This window comes from Nocardioides sp. S5-5 (assembly GCF_054954065.1).
In genome coordinates, this window is sequence record NZ_CP199913.1 from 1,742,382 (window position 1) to 1,759,180 (window position 16,799).

The following is a 16,799-nucleotide window of genomic DNA, read 5'->3' on the forward strand; positions in this document are numbered from 1 at the left end:
AGGAGGACGACATGCCACTGGGTGCACGAATTCTCCCGCCGGCGCCGGCGCCGGACGAGGCTCTGGTCAAGGAGCTCGCACAGATCAGGACCACCGACCTGTCCGACGTGATGGGCGGCTCCTACACGATGAGCGCGCAGATCGCGCCGGTGCATCGTCCGGTGACGCGCATCGCCGGACCTGCTCTCACCGTGTCGGTTCCGACCAACTCGGAGTTCCTCATCAAGTACGCGCTCAACACGGCGCGCGCCGGGGACATCGTCGTGGTCAACGCGGTCAGCAACATGACCTCGGTGCTGGCCGGCTCCAACATGATGCGCGGCCTGCTCCACCGCGGCGGCGCCGCCGCCATCTTCGACGGCATCGTGCGCGACGTCGACGAGATCGCCGAGGACGGACTGCCGGTCTTCGCTCGTGGCATCGGCTGCGCCGAAGGTCCCTGCGGCCCCGACCAGGGCGAGGTCAACGTGCCGATCGCCTGTGGCGGCATCGTCGTGTCGCCGGGCGACATCGTCGTCTGCGACGAGGAGGGCATCGCGGTCGTGCCCGTCGCGTTCGCCACGGAGGTGATCGCCGCTGCCCGCAAGCTCGAGGCCAGGCACGATGCCGCCCAGGCGTCCCTGCTCAAGGGCACCCAGGCGAACATCGAGAAGATCGAGGCGACCCTGCGCGAGGCCGGGATCGACTTCCCCGGCGCGAGCTAGCAGGAGTGCCGGGCGGTCTCTGATGAAGATGCGTGGCCCCTTGGGGCTTCTGACGGCGACCCACGTCGTCAACGACTTCTACGTCGGGGCCGTCCCGGCGCTGCTGCCCTACTTCGCGACGGAGCGGGACTACGGCTACGCCGCGGTCGGGGGCGTGCTCCTCGCGGCGACCCTGCTGTCATGCGTCCTGCTGCCGAGCTTCGGCATGCTCAGCGACCGGCACCGGCTCCGGTGGATGGTCCCGGGAGGCATGCTGACCGCCGGTCTCGGCGTCGGGCTGTCGGGGCTGGGGGACAGCTATCTGTTCACCTGCCTCGCGCTGGTCCTGTCGGGCGTCGGCGTCGCGGCCTACCACCCGGAGGCGGCCAAGGCCGCCCGGTCGGCAGTCGGTCAGTCGGCCAAGGGGATGAGCATCTTCTCCGTCGGAGGCAACATCGGGCTCGCGCTCGGACCCTTCGCGGTGGCTCTCGTCATCGGCATCACCGGGCTGGCGGGCACCTTCATCCTCGCGCTCCCGGCGGTGGTGATGGCCCTGGTGTACGCCGGCGCGCGGCCACGTGGAGCCACGGCACCCAGCCGCGCCACCCGAGCGAGCGCCACCGGGGTCCGGGCCACCGACGACTGGCGCAGCTTCGGTCTCCTGGTCGCGGTGATCATCGCGCGCGCGGTCGGATCGGTGGGGACCGGGTCGTTCGTCGCCCTCTACCTCATCGAGGAGTTCGACCGGTCGCCGACCGAGGGCGGCCTGGTGATCGGCGTGTTCAGCGGCTTCGGCGTCGCCGGCACGCTGTTTGGCGGATGGCTGGCGGACCGGGTCGGCCGGGTGGCCGCCCTGCGGGCGACGTACGTCCTCGCCCCGGTGGCCATGGTCGGCGTGATCCTGCTGCCGGCGTACCCGCTCGCGCTGGCCGCCACCGCCCTGCTGGGCTTCAGCTGGTTCATGCCGTTCGCGGTGCAACTGGTCCTCGGGCAGGACTACCTGCCCAACCGCCATGGGACGGCGAGTGGCGTCACGCTCGGGTTCAGCATCACCGCCGCGGGCCTGTTCACGCCGGTGCTCGGCTCGATCGCCGATGCGCACGGACTCACCGTCGCGCTCTGGGTGGGCGGGGCCGCGCTGGTGGCGGGCCTCGTCTTCGCCCTCATGCTCCCCACGGATTCGCATCAACCGACAGAACAGAAAGTTGGAGGAAGAACATGACCAAGCAGGCCTTCGGCCCCGTCTCCGCGGCCCCCTACTCGAGCGGCATCACGACCGGAGACCTCGTCTTCGTGTCGGGCCAGGTGGGTCAGGGGGAGACCGTCGCGGAGCAGACCGCTGCCGCGCTGGCCAACCTGACCACCGTGCTCGCCGACGCCGGGCTCGACCTGAGCGACGTGGTCAAGACGACGGTGTTCCTGACCGATGTCACGACCATCGCGGAGATGAACGAGGTCTACCGGGCCACCTTCCCCGAGCCGCTTCCGTGTCGCTCCACCATCGGGGTGAGCGGGCTGCCGGCGCCCGAGTTCAAGGTCGAGATCGAGGCCGTCGCCGCCGTACGTCCCTGAGAGATCCCGCAGGCAGGCGCCGCCTGCCTGCGGAGTCTCCGAGAGTTAGCGTCGGTGGTGATCTTGATCACCACCGACGTGGCTCAAGCGGTTGTGGCCCCCGGTTCGGCCTCCATACGCTGATCGAGATCTGATCCCTCCGGGCCCGCCGGCTCTGCTACAGACGAGTGAGGAACCGATGAATGGCACAGACCTGCTGAAGGTCGTAGACCTGGAGGCGCAGTTCAACACCAGACGAGGGGCGGTACGCGCCGTCGACGGGGTGTCCTTCACCGTCGCCGAAGGCGAGACTCTCGGCATCGTCGGCGAGTCGGGGTGCGGCAAGAGCGTCACCTCCCTGTCGTTGATGCGGCTGATCCCGAAGTCGGCCGGGGAGATCGTGGGTGGCCAGATCCTCTTCGAGGGCGAGGACATCCTGCAGATGAGCGAGCGGGAGGTCCGGCGGATCCGCGGCGACAAGATCGCGATGATCTTCCAGGACCCGATGACGTCGCTGAACCCGGTGCTGACGGTCGGCAAGCAGCTCATGGAGACCCTCCAGCTGCACCTGGGGATGAACCGGAGCGCGGCTCGCGCCCGGGCCACCGAGCTCCTCGAGCTGGTCGGCATCCCGGGCGCGGCCCAGCGTCTGGACGACTACCCACACCAGTTCTCCGGAGGAATGCGCCAGCGCGTCATGATCGCGCTCGCGCTCTCCTGCGACCCGAAGCTGATCTTGGCCGACGAGCCCACCACGGGTCTCGACGTCACCATCCAGGCGCAGATCCTCAGGCTGCTCAGCAAGCTCGCCACCGAGACCAAGACGGCCTGCATCCTGATCACCCACGACCTCGGTGTGGTCGCCGGCATGACCCAGCGGATCCATGTGATGTACGCCGGTCAGATCGTGGAGAAGGCTGACACCGGGGAGCTCTTCGCCAACCCGAAGATGCCCTACACCTGGGGGCTCCTGCGGTCGATCCCTCGGCTCGAGGGCGAGCGCGAGCGGCTCCGGCCCATCCAGGGCTCTCCTCCCGACCTGGCCGGCTCCCGCACCGGCTGCATGTTCGCTCCCCGGTGCCAGTACCGCAGGGACATCTGCCTGGAGCAGGTACCGCCGCTGGCGGCGGTCCCGGGCGCCAAGCCCGACCATGAGGCGCGATGCTGGGGGACCCAGGCCGGGGGCTGGCTCACCGACCTCGACTGGACCAATGACGTACTCGACCGGCCCCTGGCGGAGGCAGACCTACCGTGATCACGACCAAGGGCGAGGAAGAACTGTTGGCGGCGCCGAAGAGCACCCCCCCGAAGCTCCTCGAGGTCAACGACCTCAAGGTGCATTTCCCCATCACGTCCAGCGGCCTGCTGCGCCGTCAGATCGGCGCCATCCGTGCGGTGGACGGGGTCAGCTTCTCCGTTGACCGCGGTGAGACGCTCGGCCTGGTCGGCGAGTCGGGCTGCGGCAAGTCCACGACCGGTCGCGCCGTGCTCCAGATCTACCGTCCGACCGCAGGCTCGGTGAGCTTCGACGGGGTCGACCTGGCAACCCTCCAGGGCGAGCAGCTGCGCCGCATGCGCCGGCGCAGCCAGATGATCTTCCAGGACCCCTATGCGTCGCTCAACCCACGCATGACGGTCGCCGAGATCGTGGGCGAGCCGCTCAAGGTGCATCGGCTGGCCGCGGGCAAGGAGAAGGCCAAGCGCATCGACGAGCTGCTCCAGATCGTGGGGCTGAGCTCCAAGGTCGCCGACCGCTATCCGCACGAGTTCTCCGGCGGCCAGCGGCAACGGGTGGGCATCGCCCGGGCGCTGGCGGTCAAGCCGGACTTCATCGTGGCCGACGAGCCGATCTCGGCGCTCGACGTCTCCGTGCAGGCCCAGGTGGTGAACCTTCTCGAGGACCTGCAGAAGGAGTTCAACCTCGCCTACCTCTTCGTCGCCCACGACCTCTCCGTGGTGCGCCACCTCAGCGACCGGGTCGCGGTGATGTACCTCGGGAAGGTGGTGGAGATGGCGGATCGTGACGACTTCTACGATCGCCCGCTGCATCCCTACAGCCAGGCCCTGCTGTCGGCGGTCCCGGTGCCTGACCCCGTGGCGGAGGCCACGCGCGAGCAGATCATCCTCACCGGGGATGTCGCCAGTCCGGCGAACCCACCCTCGGGCTGTCGGTTCCGCACCCGTTGCTGGAAGGCGCAGGAGATCTGCGCCGAGGTCGAGCCGATGCTCATCGAGCACGAGCCGACGCACTGGATGGCCTGTCACTTCCCGGCCGCCACCTGACGCGCCGGCAGACCCACGGACCACGAGAGCCGCCACCCGGAGGGTGGCGGCTCTCGCTGGCTGTGCGGGAGGGGTGTCAGGACCGGCAGAGGTCGCGGGCTGCCCGGACGATGGTGTCCTCATCCAGCAGCACCGTGTTCGCTGCCGGACCCAGCGGGATGAAGGAGTCCTCGCTGTTCACCCGAGCGGCCCGACCCTGGAAACCGACATCGTGGAGAACAGCGAGGACAGACTCGGCGACCCCGCCCGAGCGACGGGTCTCGTCGACGACGAGCACGCGCTCGAAGCCGTCCGCCAGGCGCACGATGTCCTGGACGGGCAGCGGCGTGAGCCAGCGCAGGTCGACGACGGTCGTGGCGACGGACTCCTGGGAGAGACGGTCCGCCACACGCAGGCTCATCGGCAGGCCGTTGCCGAAGGTGATCATCAGCAGGTCCCGGCCGGCGCCGTACACCCGCGCCCGGCCGAACGAGTCACGTCGTGACCCGGCCTCGCCGATCTCGTGCGGTCGGGCCAGCCAGGCGCGATCGCCGTCGTGGTGCAGGTCCTTGGAGTGGTAGAGCGCGATGGGCTCGAGGAACACGCAGACGCGGCCCTCGTCACGGGCCAGGGCGATGCAGGTCGACAGCAGCTCGGGCGCGTCTGCCGGATGGCTCGGTACGGCGAGGACCAGGCCGGGGATGTCCCGGAGCACGGCGACGGAGTTGTCGTTGTGGAAGTGACCGCCGAACCCGCGCTGATAGGCCAGCCCGGCGATGCGGACCACCATGCCGTTGCGGTACTGGCCGTCGGAGAAGAAGGCCAGCGTCGCGGCCTCGCCCCGGAGCTGGTCCTCGGCGTTGTGCAGGTAGGCGAGGTACTGGATCTCGGGGATCGGCAGCAGCCCGGACAGCGCCGCGCCCAGCGCGGTTCCCAGGATGCTCTGCTCGTCGAGGAGCGTGTCGAAGACCCGGCCGGCGCCGAAGGCCTTGCGCAGTCCGCGCGTGACGCCGTAGACGCCGCCCTTGACGGCCACGTCCTCGCCGAAGACGGTTGCCTCGGGTCTGGCCCGGAGCTCGTCGGCGAGGGTGGCGTTGATCGCCTGAGCGAGGGTGAGGCCGGGCTCGCTCGTCGGCTGGAGGTCGCGCCGGGGGAGCGGGAGGTCGGTGCTCACCGGCGGGTAGGCGATCGGCGCCATCACCCGGGCCGCCGAGTCCAGACGCTTGGCGTCCAGCATCGTCTCCGCCGCCGCGCTCACCTCGCGCCGGACGAGCTCGTACCGCTCCAGCACGGCCTCGGGCGTGATCGCGCCGCGCGCGACCAGGGCACGAACGGTCGCCAGAACGGGATCGCGGTCGTAGTCGGCCAGGATCTCGGTCCGGGAGCGATAGGCCAGCTCGGCATCGGAGCCGGCGTGGCCCATGAACCGCACGGTCCGCAGGTGCAGCAGTGCCGGGCGGCGTTCCCTGCGCACCCGGTCGGCCAGCTCACGGACCGTGGCCAGGGCATCCTCGGGACTGCTCCCGTCGGCGTACGCGTAGTCGATCGCCGGCAGGCTCGACATCGAGCGGGCCGTCCACCCGCTGGGCGTCTTGGTGGAGATGCCGATGCCGTTGTCCTCGCAGACGAACAGCAGCGGCAGCGGCACGCCCTGGTGACTGCACCAGCTCGCGGTGTTGAGGGCGCCGACGGAGGTGGAGTGGTTCGCGGACGCGTCGCCGAAGCTGCAGACGACGACGGCGTCGTCGGGCCAGGCCGCCGCAAGGTCCAGCGCGTGCGCACGGCCCAGGGAGAAGGCCAGCCCCACGGCTCGGGGCAGGTGCGACCCGATCGTCGAGGTCTGCGGGATGATCGCGTAGTCGGGATGGCCGAAGACCTTGTGACGCCCGCCCGAGATCGGGTCCGACGCGGCGGTCGCCATCCCGCTCAGGACGTCGGTGACCGGGTCGGACCCGGGGACCTGCGCGGCGCGAGCGGCGAAGAAGCCGCCCGAGCGGTAGTGGAGCAGCGCGGGGTCGGTCGGCCGAAGCGCCATCGCCACGATCGCGTTGCTCTCGTGGCCGGCCGACCCGATCGTGTAGAAGCCCTGGCCCTTCGACTGCAGCCAGCGGGCCGCGAAGTCGAGGTGCCGGGCCTGGATCTGCGCCTCGAGGAGGGCCAGCAGGTCGGTGGTGGGAACAGCACGGTCGGGCGCGGGCGTGGTCGCGGTCGGCTCCCAGTGCTGGAGCCGACGGATGAGGTGCTCGTCGATGGACTCGATCATGACGACGGCCTACGCGACATCGATGTGGACCCGGTCGACGCGGCCCTCGCCGCGCAGCCGCATGGCGGCGCGGACGCGTTCCTCGGCCATCCGCTGTGCCGCGACATGCGGGGTGATCGAGTGCCGCTCGCTGGCGCCCAGGACCTGGACCGTGTTCGCGCGCAGCTTGTCGGTCACCATCGAGAAGATGCCGTCCGGGTTGACCGCGAACGGGGAGTGACGCGCGTCCATGGAGTACGCCGCCGCGACGATGCCGCCGGCGTTGGCGATGAAGTCCGGGACGAGGGGGATGCCCCGCGCGTGCAGGATCTCCTTGGCCCGCGGGGAGGTCGGCAGGTTGGCCCCTTCGACCACCAGTCGCACCGTGGTGGCACGAGCGACCTGCTCGCCGACCAGATCCTCGCGCGCGCAGGGAAGGAGGATGTCGGCGTCGACGGTGAGAACGGCCTCCACGTCGAGCAGCGGGCCGCCGTACTCGCGAAGGCAGCCGTCGCCGTGCTGGGTGCGGAGCCGGGCCAGCCGGTCGACGTCGATGCCGGCGGGATCGTGGATCGCGCCCTCCGCGTTAGAGATGGCCACGATGGTGGCGCCGAGCTCGGCGAGCCGGCGACAGGCGGCCCAGCCCACCGCTCCGTAGCCCTGGACCGCGACCCGGGCGGAGGCCAGGGGGATGCCCTGGGACAGGCAGGCCGCGTCGACGGCCTCGGCCACACCGAATCCGGTCACCCCGAGCTCGTCGTACGGAAGGCCGCCGAGCTCTCGGGGCAGCCCGACCGCGGCACCGCGGCCGAGCTCGTCGAGGAGGATGGCCGCGTCGCTCTCGGTGAGGCCCATGTCGAGGCCGAAGACGTACTCCGAGGGCACCTCGTTGCGCAGCGTCCGGCCGAAGGCCCGCAGCGCCGCCTCCTTGTCGGGCGAGGCCGGGTCGAAGCGCACCCCGGCCTTGGCGCCCCCGTAGTAGAGGTCGACCGCTGCCCACTTCCAGGTCATGGTCCGAGCGAGCCGGGCGACCTCGGCGACCGTCAGGGTCCGGTTCATCCGGGTGCCGCCCTTGCCCATGCCCCGAGCGGTGTTGTCGAGCACCAGGACGCCCCGCATGCCGGTGCGGCGGTCGGACACGCAGACCACCTTCTCGGGGCCCCACTCGTCCATCTGGCTCAGCATGTCTTCCATCTGTCTTGCCTCTCTCGGCCGCGCAGGTCAGACGGAGAAGTCCACGCCCTGCGCGAGGGGGAGCTCTCCGGAGTAGTTGATGGTGTTGGTGGCTCGGCGCATGTAGGCACGCCACGAGTCGGAGCCCGACTCGCGCCCGCCCCCGGTCTCCTTCTCGCCGCCGAAGGCGCCGCCGATCTCGGCCCCCGAGGTGCCGATGTTGACGTTGACGATGCCGCAGTCCGAGCCGGCGGGCCCCAGGAAGGTCTCGGCCTCGGCCTGGTCCTGGGTGAAGATGCTCGAGGACAGTCCCTGAGGGACCGCGTTGTTGACCGCGATGGCCTCGTCCAGGGTGTCGTAGGGCAGCACGTAGAGAATCGGCGCGAAGGTCTCCGCCCGTACGACGTGGGTCTGCTCGTTCATGTGCACGACGGCGGGCTGCACGTAGTAGGCGTCGGGGGCGGACTCCTCGAGCACGCGCCCGCCTCCGGCGACGACCTTGCCGCCCTCGTCGCTCGCCTGGGACAGGGCTGCTGCCATGGCGTCGTGGGCGCGCCGGCCGATCAGGGGGCCGACCAGGGTGCCCTCGGCCAGCGGGTTGCCGATGGGGAGCCGCGCGTACGCGTCCGTCAGCGCCTGCAGGACATCGTCGACGACACTGCGGTGGGCGATCACGCGCCGCATGGTCGTGCACCGCTGCCCGGCGGTGCCGGCCGCCGCGAAGACCACGCCCCGGGCGACCAGGTCGAGGTCGGCCGACGGCGCGACGACCGCGGCGTTGTTGCCACCGAGCTCGAGGATGGCCCGCCCGAAGCGGTTCGCCACGCGCGGGCCGACGAGACGACCCATCCGGGTCGATCCGGTCGCGCTCACCAGCGCGACGCCGGCGTGGTCGACGAGGCGCTCGCCGACGTCGGGTCCGCCGACCAGCACCTGGCTGAGATCGGCAGGGGCGTCCGCCTCGGCGATGGCGCGCTGCAGCAGCGAGGCGCACGACACAGCGGTCAGGGGAGCGAGCTCGGAGGGCTTCCAGACGACGGAGTCGCCGCAGACCAGCGCGATCGCGGTGTTCCACGCCCACACGGCGGCGGGGAAGTTGAACGCGCTGATGACTCCGACGACGCCGAGCGGGTGCCACGTCTCCATGAGCCGGTGCCCGGCCCGCTCGGACGGCATGGTGCGACCGTAGAGCTGGCGGGACAGACCGACGGCGAAGTCGCAGATGTCGATCATCTCCTGCACCTCGCCCCGCGCCTCGGAGGTGATCTTGCCGACCTCGAGGCTGATCAGGGCGGCCAGGTCCTCCTTGTGCTCGACCAGGAGCTCGCCGAAGCGCTTCACGAGCGCGCCGCGGGCGGGCGCCGGCACGGTCCGCCACTCCAGGAACGCAGCCTGGGCGCGCTCGGTCGCCGTGTCGACGGCCTCGGCGCCCACCCAGGCCAGGGAGTGCAGGGGCGCTCCGTTGATCGGCGAGGTGAGGACCTGGTCGCCGCGCCAGTCCGCCAGGCTCACACCGCAGGCACTGGTCGCGTCGACCGCTCGCTGCGCGAGGTCGTGTGCTGCGGGAAGGTGCTGGATCGAGCTCATGGGTACTGCTCCTACTCGACGGAGGTGGTCACACGATGTTCAGTTCGGGACGGATCTCGCTGTGCTGGAAGCGTTCCGCGGTCAGGCCGGTGACGTCGACGAAGGGCGTGCGGCCGAGGTACAGGTCGCGCATGACCTCGCCGACGGCGGGGCCCATGAGGAATCCATGACCCGAGAACCCGGCGGCGTACAGGAAGCGGGAGACCCCGGCGGCCTCGCCGATCACGGCGTTGTGGTCGGGGGTCATCTCGTACAGCCCGGCCCAGCCGCTGGCCATGCCGACATCGACCAGGGACGGCGTGCGGCGCTCCAACGCCGTCGCGAGTCCGGGCAGCCAGTCGTCGGACCGCGTCATCTTGTAGCCGGGGGTCTCGTCGGGGTCGGACATGCCGACGAGGAGACCCTGGCCTTCGCGGTGGAAGTAGTAGCTCGTGGCGAAGTCGATCGTGAAGGGCGTGTCGTCGGCGATCCACGGAGTGGGATCGGTGACCAGGATCTGCCGGCGCAGGGGAACGATGGGCAGGTCGACGCCCGCCCACGCGCCGACGGCCTGCGACCAGGCGCCCGCGGTGCAGATCACGGCGGAGGTCTCGATGCGGCCTTTGCCGGTGCGCACGCCGGTGATCTCGTCGCCGACGACGTCGATGCCCTGGGCCTCGCACTGGGTCACGATCCGCACCCCGAGCCGGCGCGCGGCGGTGGCATAGCCGAGGACCACGGACTCGGGCGTGCAGTGCCCGTCGGTCGGCGAGAAGGCGGCGGCGAGAAGACCGTCGGTGTCGATGAGGGGGGAGAGCGCCTTGGCCTCGGCCGGGTCGATCATCCGGCTCGGCACGCCCAGCTCGTTCTGCAGCCGGACGTTGCGCTCGAACGCCGCCACGTCGTCGGCGGAGTCGAGGAGGAAGAGATAACCCACCTGGTGCAGGTCGATCTCCTGGCCGAACCGTTCGCCGAACGCCTCGAACGTCTGGAGGCTGCGAGCGCCGAGGGCGATGTTGACCTCGTCGGAGAACTGGGCGCGAACTCCGCCGGCCGCCTTGCACGTGGATCCGGAGCCGAGCGTGTCCCGCTCGACGACCACGATGTCCTTCACCCCCGCGGCGGCCAGCTCGTAGGCCGTAGCGAGGCCCATGACGCCGCCACCGACGATGACGACGTCTGCCCGGCCGCTGGGGACTCCTCCGCTGGTGCTCACCTCCTCATCGTCACGCCCGCACGGGGTTCAGAACCAGCGAAGGATCGTGAACCTGATCCTTTAGCGATGCTGATCCTCGGGATCATCGGGCCGGGGGCTCATCCGGGCGCGCTCCGCGCTCGGACTCCCTACAGTCGGCAGGGTGACCTTGAACCTCGTCCAGCTGGCGACCTTGCGTGAGTTCGTCCGGCGGGGCAGCCTGGCCGCGGCCGCCGAGGCGCTGGGCTACACGGCGGGGGCGGCCTCGCAGCACATCACCGCGCTCGAACGGACCGTGGGTACCCAGCTGCTGCGCAAGGCCGGACGCAATCTCGCCCTCACCGACGCGGGGCGGGTCCTCGCCGAGCACGCCGACCTGATCCTGGTGGCGGAGGCGAGGGCGGTCGCGGCGCTCGCGGAGAGCATGGACGCCGTGTCGGGCTCCCTCGTGGTCGGGACCTGGGGGAGCACCGCGGCCGCGCTGCTGGGACCGGTGCTGACCGAGTCCGCCCGCCAGCACCCGCGGCTGTCGATCCGGAGCCGTGAGATCGACGTGGACGACGCTGCCAAGGAGGTCTGGCTCGGTGACGTGGATGTCGCCTTCGGCCTGGACTACGACGACGCGCCGATGCCACGCGATCGTCGGATCCGCGTCGTGAGACTGCGTAGCGAGCAGTTCGCGCTGGCTGTCGGGACGGCGCACCCGCTCGCCTCGCGCGCGTCGGTGAGCCTGCCCGACCTGGGGGACGCGGACTGGATCCTGCCGACCGGACGCACCACCTATGGCATCGCGCTGCGTGCGGCCTGTCGCAGGCACGGCTTCGAGCCTCGGGTCGCGCACGAGGTCACCGACACGGCAGCCACCGTGGCGCTTGCCGCGAAGGGTCTGGGGATCGCGCCGGTGACGGACCTGATGCTGCAGCTCAACCCGGCCGTGCAGATCCGTCGGATCCGGATCGAGGAGTCGATCGAGCGGCACATCGTGCTCATCCTCCCCGAGGGCATCCGCCCGCACTCGACGCTGGCGGCCCTGGTCGAGGTGATCCGTGAGGTGGTCGCCGGCTCAGAGCGTCATGCGGCTGTGCATCCGCCCCGCCACCGCGAGGTCCTGCCAGGACATGCCGGTGCCCTTGAAGACGCGCACCGCATCCCCGGGGAGGGTGAGCTCGCCGAGGACCAGACTGCGGAGGGTGCGGAGATCACGCTCGTCGAGCGCGCCTGAGTCGATGGCCTGAATGACGTCACCGGCCTCGCGGAGGGCGGACGCACGGGACTCGACCACGACCATGCCGCGCGCCATCGTCGTGTCGTCGAGCTCGCGCGCATCGGGTTCGTAGGCGCCGATGGCCAGGACCGTCGTCGTCGGACGCAGCAGGCCGCCGTCGAACAGCGGCACTCGCGAGGTCGTGCAGCAGGCCACGACATCGGCCTCCGTCACCGCGTCCGCGGCGGCGAGCGATGCGTCGATCCCCAGCTCGTCGAAGATCCGCTGAGCCAGGCTCGTCGCGGCCGACGACGTCCGGCTCACCACGTCGACGTGCTGAAGCGGAAGCACCGCGGCAAGGCTCCACACGTGCGCCCATGCCTGGACGCCGGCCCCGAACACGACGAGCCGGCCGGCGTCGGTGGGTGCGAGATGCCGCGCGGCGAGCGCGGAGACGGCCGAGGTCCTCAGCGTGGTGAGGAAGGTGCCGTCGAAGGTCGCCACGGGGGTCAGGGTCTCGGCGTCCATGAGGACGTACACCGCCTGGACGAACGGCTTGCCGACAGCGGGGTTCCCCGCGGCCAGGGTGACCAGCTTGAGGCCGGCGTAGGAGCCGAGCGCGGTCGGCATCATGAGCAGTGTGCCCGCGGGCACCGAAGCACTCGTGCGCATCAGATCCCGCTCGGGATCGAAGCCGGCGAGCAGGCTCGCCTCCAGGGCGTCGACGGCGTCCACGACCGTGCATAGCTCAGCCATCTCCGACGCCGACACGAAAGGCAGATGCATGGCCCGGACGATAGACGCGGGCGAGCTCCGGGCACCACGCGACGAGGCGCCGTGAGCATCAGAATCGCTCGCAGGAACGATCACCGACGCGGTTGCTCTGGAGGTGATGGAGCCCGTCTCGCCGACGGTACGGTCCAGGAGCCGAAGGAAGAGAGACTACTGATGAGCGCCACCACCACACTTCCCGCCCTCGACCCCCACGACCCCGCCGGGCTGGCCGACCTGATGACCGCCGACGAGCGAGCCGTCGCCGGCTCCGTGCGTCAGCTCTGCGCGACCCATGTCGATCCGTACGTCGCCGACTGGTTCGAGCGAGGCGAGCTCGACGACATCCGAGGCCTTGCCAAGGAGCTCGGCTCCCTCGGTCTGCTCGGCATGCATCTGACCGGCTACGGCTGCGCGGAGATGTCGGCCACCGAGTACGGCATCGCCTGCCTGGAGCTCGAGGCGTCGGACTCCGGCATCCGGTCGCTGGTCTCGGTGCAGGGCTCGCTGGCGATGTTCGCGATCTGGCGCTGGGGCAGCGAGGAGCAGAAGCAGGAGTGGCTGCCCCGCATGGCCGCGGGGGAGGCCATCGGCTGCTTCGGTCTCACCGAGCCCGACTCGGGCTCGGACCCGGGCAGCATGCGGACCCGGGCGGTGCGCGACGGCGCCGACTGGGTGATCGACGGTCGGAAGATGTGGATCACGAACGGCAGCGTCGCCGACGTCGCGATCGTGTGGGCGCAGACGGAGAGCGGCATCCGGGGGTTCGTCGTACCGACCGACACGCCGGGCTTCTCGGCTCCGCTGATCAAGCACAAGCTCTCGCTGCGCGCCTCGGTGACCAGCGAGCTCGTCCTCGACGGCGTGCGCCTTCCCGCGGACGCGATCCTTCCCGAGGCCGCCGGCCTCCGCGGTCCGCTCTCCTGCCTCAACGAGGCGCGGTACGGCATCGTCTGGGGCGCGATGGGCGCGGCCCGGTCCTCCCTGCATGCCGCCCAGGCGTACGCCGGCGAACGGACCCAGTTCGGGAGGTCGATCTCGTCCTTCCAGCTCACCCAGCAGAAGCTCGCCGACATGTACGTCGAGTACACCAAGGGAGTCCTGCTCGCCTTCCACCTCGGCCGGCGCAAGGACGCGGGCCTGCTGCGCCCCGAACAGGTGAGCCTGGGCAAGCTCAACAACGTGCGCGAGGCGGTGGAGATCTGCCGGACCGCGCGCACGATCCTGGGTGCCAACGGCATCTCGCTGGAGTACCCCGTCATCCGGCACATGAACAACCTCGAGTCGGTGCTCACCTATGAGGGCACGGTCGAGATGCACACCCTCGTCCTAGGCCAGGCCGTGACCGGGCAGGCGGCGTTCCGGTGAGCGCCATCGAGCGGATCGACCTCATCGGCCTCGACACCGTGAAGGCCATCGCCGAGTCGATGTACGAGGAGTTCAAGGAGCCGACCCACGCACCTCCGGCCCTGCTGCTCCGGATGGTGAAGGCCAGGCAGCTGGGCCGCAAGACCAGCACCGGCTTCTTCGAGTACGCCGCATGACGACCTACCGCCTCGCGGTGATCCCGGGCGACGGCATCGGCCCGGAGGTCATCGCCGAGACCGTGAAGGTCCTCGACGCCGTTCCTGGCGACGCGACGTTCGACGCCACGCACTACGTCCTGGGCGCCGAGCGCTATCTGGCCACCGGAGAGGTGCTGCCCGACTCCGTGCTCGCCGAGATCCGGGAGCACGACGCGATCCTGCTCGGAGCGCTGGGCGGCCGGCCCGGTGACCCCGACCTGCCGCCCGGGACCTTGGAGCGCGGGCTCCTGCTCAAGCTGCGCTTCGCACTGGACCACTACGTCAACCTGCGCCCGGCGCGGATCTTCCCGGGCGTCGGGTCGCCACTCACGGACCCGGGGCAGGTCGACTTCGTCGTCGTCCGCGAGGGCACCGAAGGCCCGTACACGGGCAACGGCGGGGCGCTTCGCGTGGGCACGGCGGCCGAGATCGCGACCGAGGTGAGCGTCAACACGGCGTTCGGCGTCGAACGGGTCGTGCGTGACGCGTTCGCGCGTGCCGCGAGACGCGAGCGCAAGAAGCTCACCCTGGTCCACAAGACCAACGTGCTGGTCCATGCCGGCGCGGTCTGGACGCGTGTCGTGGCCGAGGTGGCCCGGGAGTTCCCGCAGGTCACCGTCGACTACCTCCACGTCGACGCGGCCATGATCTTCATGGCCACCGACCCGTCGCGCTTCGACGTGATCGTCACCGACAACCTGTTCGGCGACATCGTCACCGACCTGGCCGCGGCCATCACCGGTGGCATCGGGCTGGCGGCCAGCGGCAACATCAACCCGGACACGTCGGTCCCGAGCATGTTCGAGCCGGTCCACGGCTCCGCTCCCGACATCGCCGGACAGCAGAAGGCGGATCCGACCGCTGCGATCCTGTCGGCGACGCTGATGCTGAGGCATCTCGGCCTCGATGAGGCAGCCCTGAGGATCGAGGATTCCGTCGTGGCCGACCTGGCCGAGCGGACCGGGACCCGCAGCACCTCCGAGGTGGGCGATGCTATCGCCACGCGGGTCGCTGGTGGATGAGGAAATGATGACGAGAGGGGAGACAGCGATGCTCGACATCGTCCTTCGGAGCAGGCAGGTGGTCACGCCCGACGGCGTCGTGCCCCTGGACATCGGGATCAAGGGAGAGGCGATCGACTGCCTCGCCCGGTGGGGGACCCTCGACGGGCACCGCGTCATCGACGTCGGCGACTCGATCGTGGTCCCCGGCGGCATCGATCCGCACGTCCACTGCAGCCAGCCGCTCACCCCGCTGGGCCTGAAGCCCCAGCCCGGGTCGGTGCACAACTGTCACAGCCAGGCATTCAGCGCCTCACCCACCGAGGTCAGTCGGGCCGCCCTCTTCGGAGGCACGACGAGCCTCGTCGACTTCGCGGTGTGGATGCAGGAAGGCACTCTCGCCGAGGCGCTCGAGCGCAACGAGAAGAAGTGGGCGTCGCTGTCGTACACCGACTACGCCGAGCATCTGATGCTCCTCGGCGACATCCCGGAGCGGATCCTCGACGAGCTGCCGGCGGTCGTGCGGGGCGGCAACCCCACCATCAAGATGTTCACGACCAACGTGATCGCCGGCTCGAAGGGGCGGCGGGTCCACTGGGGCCCGATGCTCGACGTCTTCCGCACGCTGGCCCCGTTGGGCGCCACCGCGGTGATCCATGCCGAGGACGACGACCTGGTCATGCACAGCTACGACCAGCACTTCGCGTCGGGGGAGACCCACTTCACCCATCTCCCCGAGGTGCATACCCAGCTGTCGGAGGAGCTCGCGGTCCGTCAGGTGCTGCGGCTGGGTGCCGAGGCCGGCGTACGGCTGTACATCATGCACGTGAGCAGCGAGCGCGGCGTGACGGCGATCCGCGAGGCGAGAGCCGCCGGTCAGGACGTGCATGCGGAGACGCTGCACCAGTACGCCCTGTTCAACCGCACGAACTACCACGAGGAGCACGGCCAGATCTTCCACACGTGGCCCTCGCTCCAGGAGGCGAGCGACAACGCGGCCCTCTGGGAGGGCATGCGCGACGGCACGATCGAGACGGTGGCCACCGACGGCATCGTGACGACCTTCGAGCAGAAGATCCGGGGAGCCCGGATCGACGACCTGACCGGTGGCAGCGCGGGCATCGAGGAGCGGATGGCGGTGACCTACTCCTCCGGTCTCGAGCGTGGCCTCTCCCTCGAGAGGCTCGCGGAGCTGACGTCGACCAACGCGGCTCGCCTGCTCGGGATGTACCCCAGGAAGGGCGTGATCCTGCCGGGCAGCGACGCCGACCTCGTGGTGCTGGAACCGCGGGAGCCGGCCCCCCTGCGCGTCGAGGACCTGCACCAGACCGACTACAGCCCCTGGGAGGGGCACGAGGTCAGGGTCTGGCCGGTCATGACCGTCCTGCGCGGCGCGGTGGTGATCGAGAACGGCGAGCTGGTTCCCGAACAGCCGGGCGGCCTGCGCATCCCGCGCACGACGTCGCCCTCCTGACCCACGCAAGAGAACCCGGCTCGAGCGCTGACTCGAGCCGGGTTCTTTCTTGTCGTCGGGACCGGCACCGCCGGCTCCGGGCCCCACCCACGGACGAGCCCGGTCCGAGATC

The 16,799-nt window shown here is 70.4% G+C and carries 14 protein-coding genes and 1 pseudogene; 10 read left to right on the forward strand and 5 right to left on the reverse strand.

Features of this window, described 5'->3' with window-relative positions:
• Window positions 1-11 precede the first annotated feature (11 nt).
• From ACUP6Y_RS08245 to ACUP6Y_RS08265, 5 genes are all read left to right on the forward strand, one after another.
• Complete coding sequence (locus ACUP6Y_RS08245; RefSeq protein WP_462555302.1) at window positions 12-704, forward strand: RraA family protein; 693 nt, start codon at window positions 12-14, stop codon at window positions 702-704.
• 40 nt (window positions 705-744) lie between these two features.
• Entirely contained in the window at window positions 745-1,905 is a 1,161-nt protein-coding gene (locus tag ACUP6Y_RS08250; RefSeq protein WP_462555303.1) for an MFS transporter, read from the forward strand.
• A complete protein-coding gene (locus ACUP6Y_RS08255) occupies window positions 1,902-2,255 on the forward strand; it encodes a RidA family protein (RefSeq protein ID WP_462555304.1) in 354 nt (117 codons plus the stop codon). Before ACUP6Y_RS08250 ends, ACUP6Y_RS08255 begins: the two co-directional genes overlap by 4 nt.
• 178 nt (window positions 2,256-2,433) lie before the next feature.
• Entirely contained in the window at window positions 2,434-3,489 is a 1,056-nt protein-coding gene (locus tag ACUP6Y_RS08260; protein ID WP_462555305.1) for an ABC transporter ATP-binding protein, read from the forward strand.
• Entirely contained in the window at window positions 3,486-4,517 is a 1,032-nt protein-coding gene (locus tag ACUP6Y_RS08265) for an ABC transporter ATP-binding protein (protein WP_462555306.1), read from the forward strand. The genes ACUP6Y_RS08260 and ACUP6Y_RS08265 overlap by 4 nt, the downstream gene beginning before the upstream one ends.
• Before the next feature lie 76 nt (window positions 4,518-4,593).
• Here ACUP6Y_RS08265 and ACUP6Y_RS08270 read toward each other — a convergent pair whose 3' ends face one another.
• From ACUP6Y_RS08270 to ACUP6Y_RS08285, 4 genes are read right to left on the reverse strand one after another with little or no spacing between them, the layout of a single operon-like run.
• Window positions 4,594-6,759 carry a thiamine pyrophosphate-dependent enzyme gene (locus tag ACUP6Y_RS08270; RefSeq protein ID WP_462555307.1) on the reverse strand — a complete coding sequence of 722 codons (2,166 nt, stop codon included), beginning with the start codon at window positions 6,757-6,759 and terminating at the stop codon, window positions 4,594-4,596.
• A 9-nt stretch (window positions 6,760-6,768) separates the two neighbouring features.
• Window positions 6,769-7,932: a Glu/Leu/Phe/Val family dehydrogenase gene (locus tag ACUP6Y_RS08275; protein ID WP_462555308.1), complete on the reverse strand. Its 1,164-nt coding sequence runs from the start codon at window positions 7,930-7,932 to the stop codon at window positions 6,769-6,771.
• Window positions 7,933-7,959: 27 nt separating this feature from the next.
• Window positions 7,960-9,498, reverse strand: a complete 1,539-nt coding sequence (gene amaB / locus ACUP6Y_RS08280) for an L-piperidine-6-carboxylate dehydrogenase (protein WP_462555309.1) — start codon at window positions 9,496-9,498, stop codon at window positions 7,960-7,962.
• Window positions 9,499-9,526: 28 nt separating this feature from the next.
• Window positions 9,527-10,693 (reverse strand): NAD(P)/FAD-dependent oxidoreductase, encoded by a 1,167-nt coding sequence (locus ACUP6Y_RS08285; protein ID WP_462555310.1) that lies wholly within the window; start codon window positions 10,691-10,693, stop codon window positions 9,527-9,529.
• A 142-nt stretch (window positions 10,694-10,835) separates the two neighbouring features.
• Between ACUP6Y_RS08285 and ACUP6Y_RS08290 the strand changes: the two are divergent.
• Window positions 10,836-11,717: pseudogene (locus tag ACUP6Y_RS08290) on the forward strand (LysR family transcriptional regulator); the annotation flags it as partial.
• A gap of 18 nt (window positions 11,718-11,735) precedes the next feature.
• On the opposite strand, the gene ACUP6Y_RS08295 reads toward ACUP6Y_RS08290, so the two are convergent.
• The gene (locus tag ACUP6Y_RS08295) at window positions 11,736-12,662 is read right to left on the reverse strand and encodes an ornithine cyclodeaminase family protein (protein ID WP_462555311.1); all 927 of its coding nucleotides are present in this window, start codon (window positions 12,660-12,662) and stop codon (window positions 11,736-11,738) included.
• 162 nt (window positions 12,663-12,824) lie between these two features.
• On the opposite strand from ACUP6Y_RS08295, the gene ACUP6Y_RS08300 reads away from it, so the two are divergent.
• From ACUP6Y_RS08300 to ACUP6Y_RS08315, 4 genes are read left to right on the forward strand one after another with little or no spacing between them, the layout of a single operon-like run.
• A complete protein-coding gene (locus ACUP6Y_RS08300; protein ID WP_462555312.1) occupies window positions 12,825-14,015 on the forward strand; it encodes an acyl-CoA dehydrogenase family protein in 1,191 nt (396 codons plus the stop codon).
• Window positions 14,012-14,191, forward strand: coding sequence for a 3-hydroxyacyl-CoA dehydrogenase family protein (locus tag ACUP6Y_RS08305; RefSeq protein ID WP_462555313.1), 180 nt, complete (start codon window positions 14,012-14,014; stop codon window positions 14,189-14,191). Before ACUP6Y_RS08300 ends, ACUP6Y_RS08305 begins: the two co-directional genes overlap by 4 nt.
• On the forward strand, window positions 14,188-15,234 hold the full coding sequence (locus tag ACUP6Y_RS08310) for a 3-isopropylmalate dehydrogenase (RefSeq protein WP_462555314.1): 1,047 nt from the start codon (window positions 14,188-14,190) through the stop codon (window positions 15,232-15,234). The genes ACUP6Y_RS08305 and ACUP6Y_RS08310 overlap by 4 nt, the downstream gene beginning before the upstream one ends.
• A gap of 28 nt (window positions 15,235-15,262) precedes the next feature.
• Window positions 15,263-16,687: an amidohydrolase family protein gene (locus ACUP6Y_RS08315; RefSeq protein WP_462555315.1), complete on the forward strand. Its 1,425-nt coding sequence runs from the start codon at window positions 15,263-15,265 to the stop codon at window positions 16,685-16,687.
• Window positions 16,688-16,799 lie beyond the last annotated feature (112 nt).

What these genes read in the sequence shown, in the direction of transcription:
- ACUP6Y_RS08270 (WP_462555307.1), bottom strand. Translation starts at nt 6,759, where the DNA reads ATGATCGAGTCCATCGACGAGCACCTCATCCGTCGGCTCCAGCACTGG.
- amaB (WP_462555309.1), bottom strand. Translation starts at nt 9,498, where the DNA reads ATGAGCTCGATCCAGCACCTTCCCGCAGCACACGACCTCGCGCAGCGA.
- ACUP6Y_RS08275 (WP_462555308.1), bottom strand. Translation starts at nt 7,932, where the DNA reads ATGGAAGACATGCTGAGCCAGATGGACGAGTGGGGCCCCGAGAAGGTG.
- ACUP6Y_RS08295 (WP_462555311.1), bottom strand. Translation starts at nt 12,662, where the DNA reads ATGCATCTGCCTTTCGTGTCGGCGTCGGAGATGGCTGAGCTATGCACG.
- ACUP6Y_RS08255 (WP_462555304.1), top strand. Translation starts at nt 1,902, where the DNA reads ATGACCAAGCAGGCCTTCGGCCCCGTCTCCGCGGCCCCCTACTCGAGC.
- ACUP6Y_RS08315 (WP_462555315.1), top strand. Translation starts at nt 15,263, where the DNA reads ATGCTCGACATCGTCCTTCGGAGCAGGCAGGTGGTCACGCCCGACGGC.
- ACUP6Y_RS08310 (WP_462555314.1), top strand. Translation starts at nt 14,188, where the DNA reads ATGACGACCTACCGCCTCGCGGTGATCCCGGGCGACGGCATCGGCCCG.
- ACUP6Y_RS08245 (WP_462555302.1), top strand. Translation starts at nt 12, where the DNA reads ATGCCACTGGGTGCACGAATTCTCCCGCCGGCGCCGGCGCCGGACGAG.
- ACUP6Y_RS08260 (WP_462555305.1), top strand. Translation starts at nt 2,434, where the DNA reads ATGAATGGCACAGACCTGCTGAAGGTCGTAGACCTGGAGGCGCAGTTC.
- ACUP6Y_RS08300 (WP_462555312.1), top strand. Translation starts at nt 12,825, where the DNA reads ATGAGCGCCACCACCACACTTCCCGCCCTCGACCCCCACGACCCCGCC.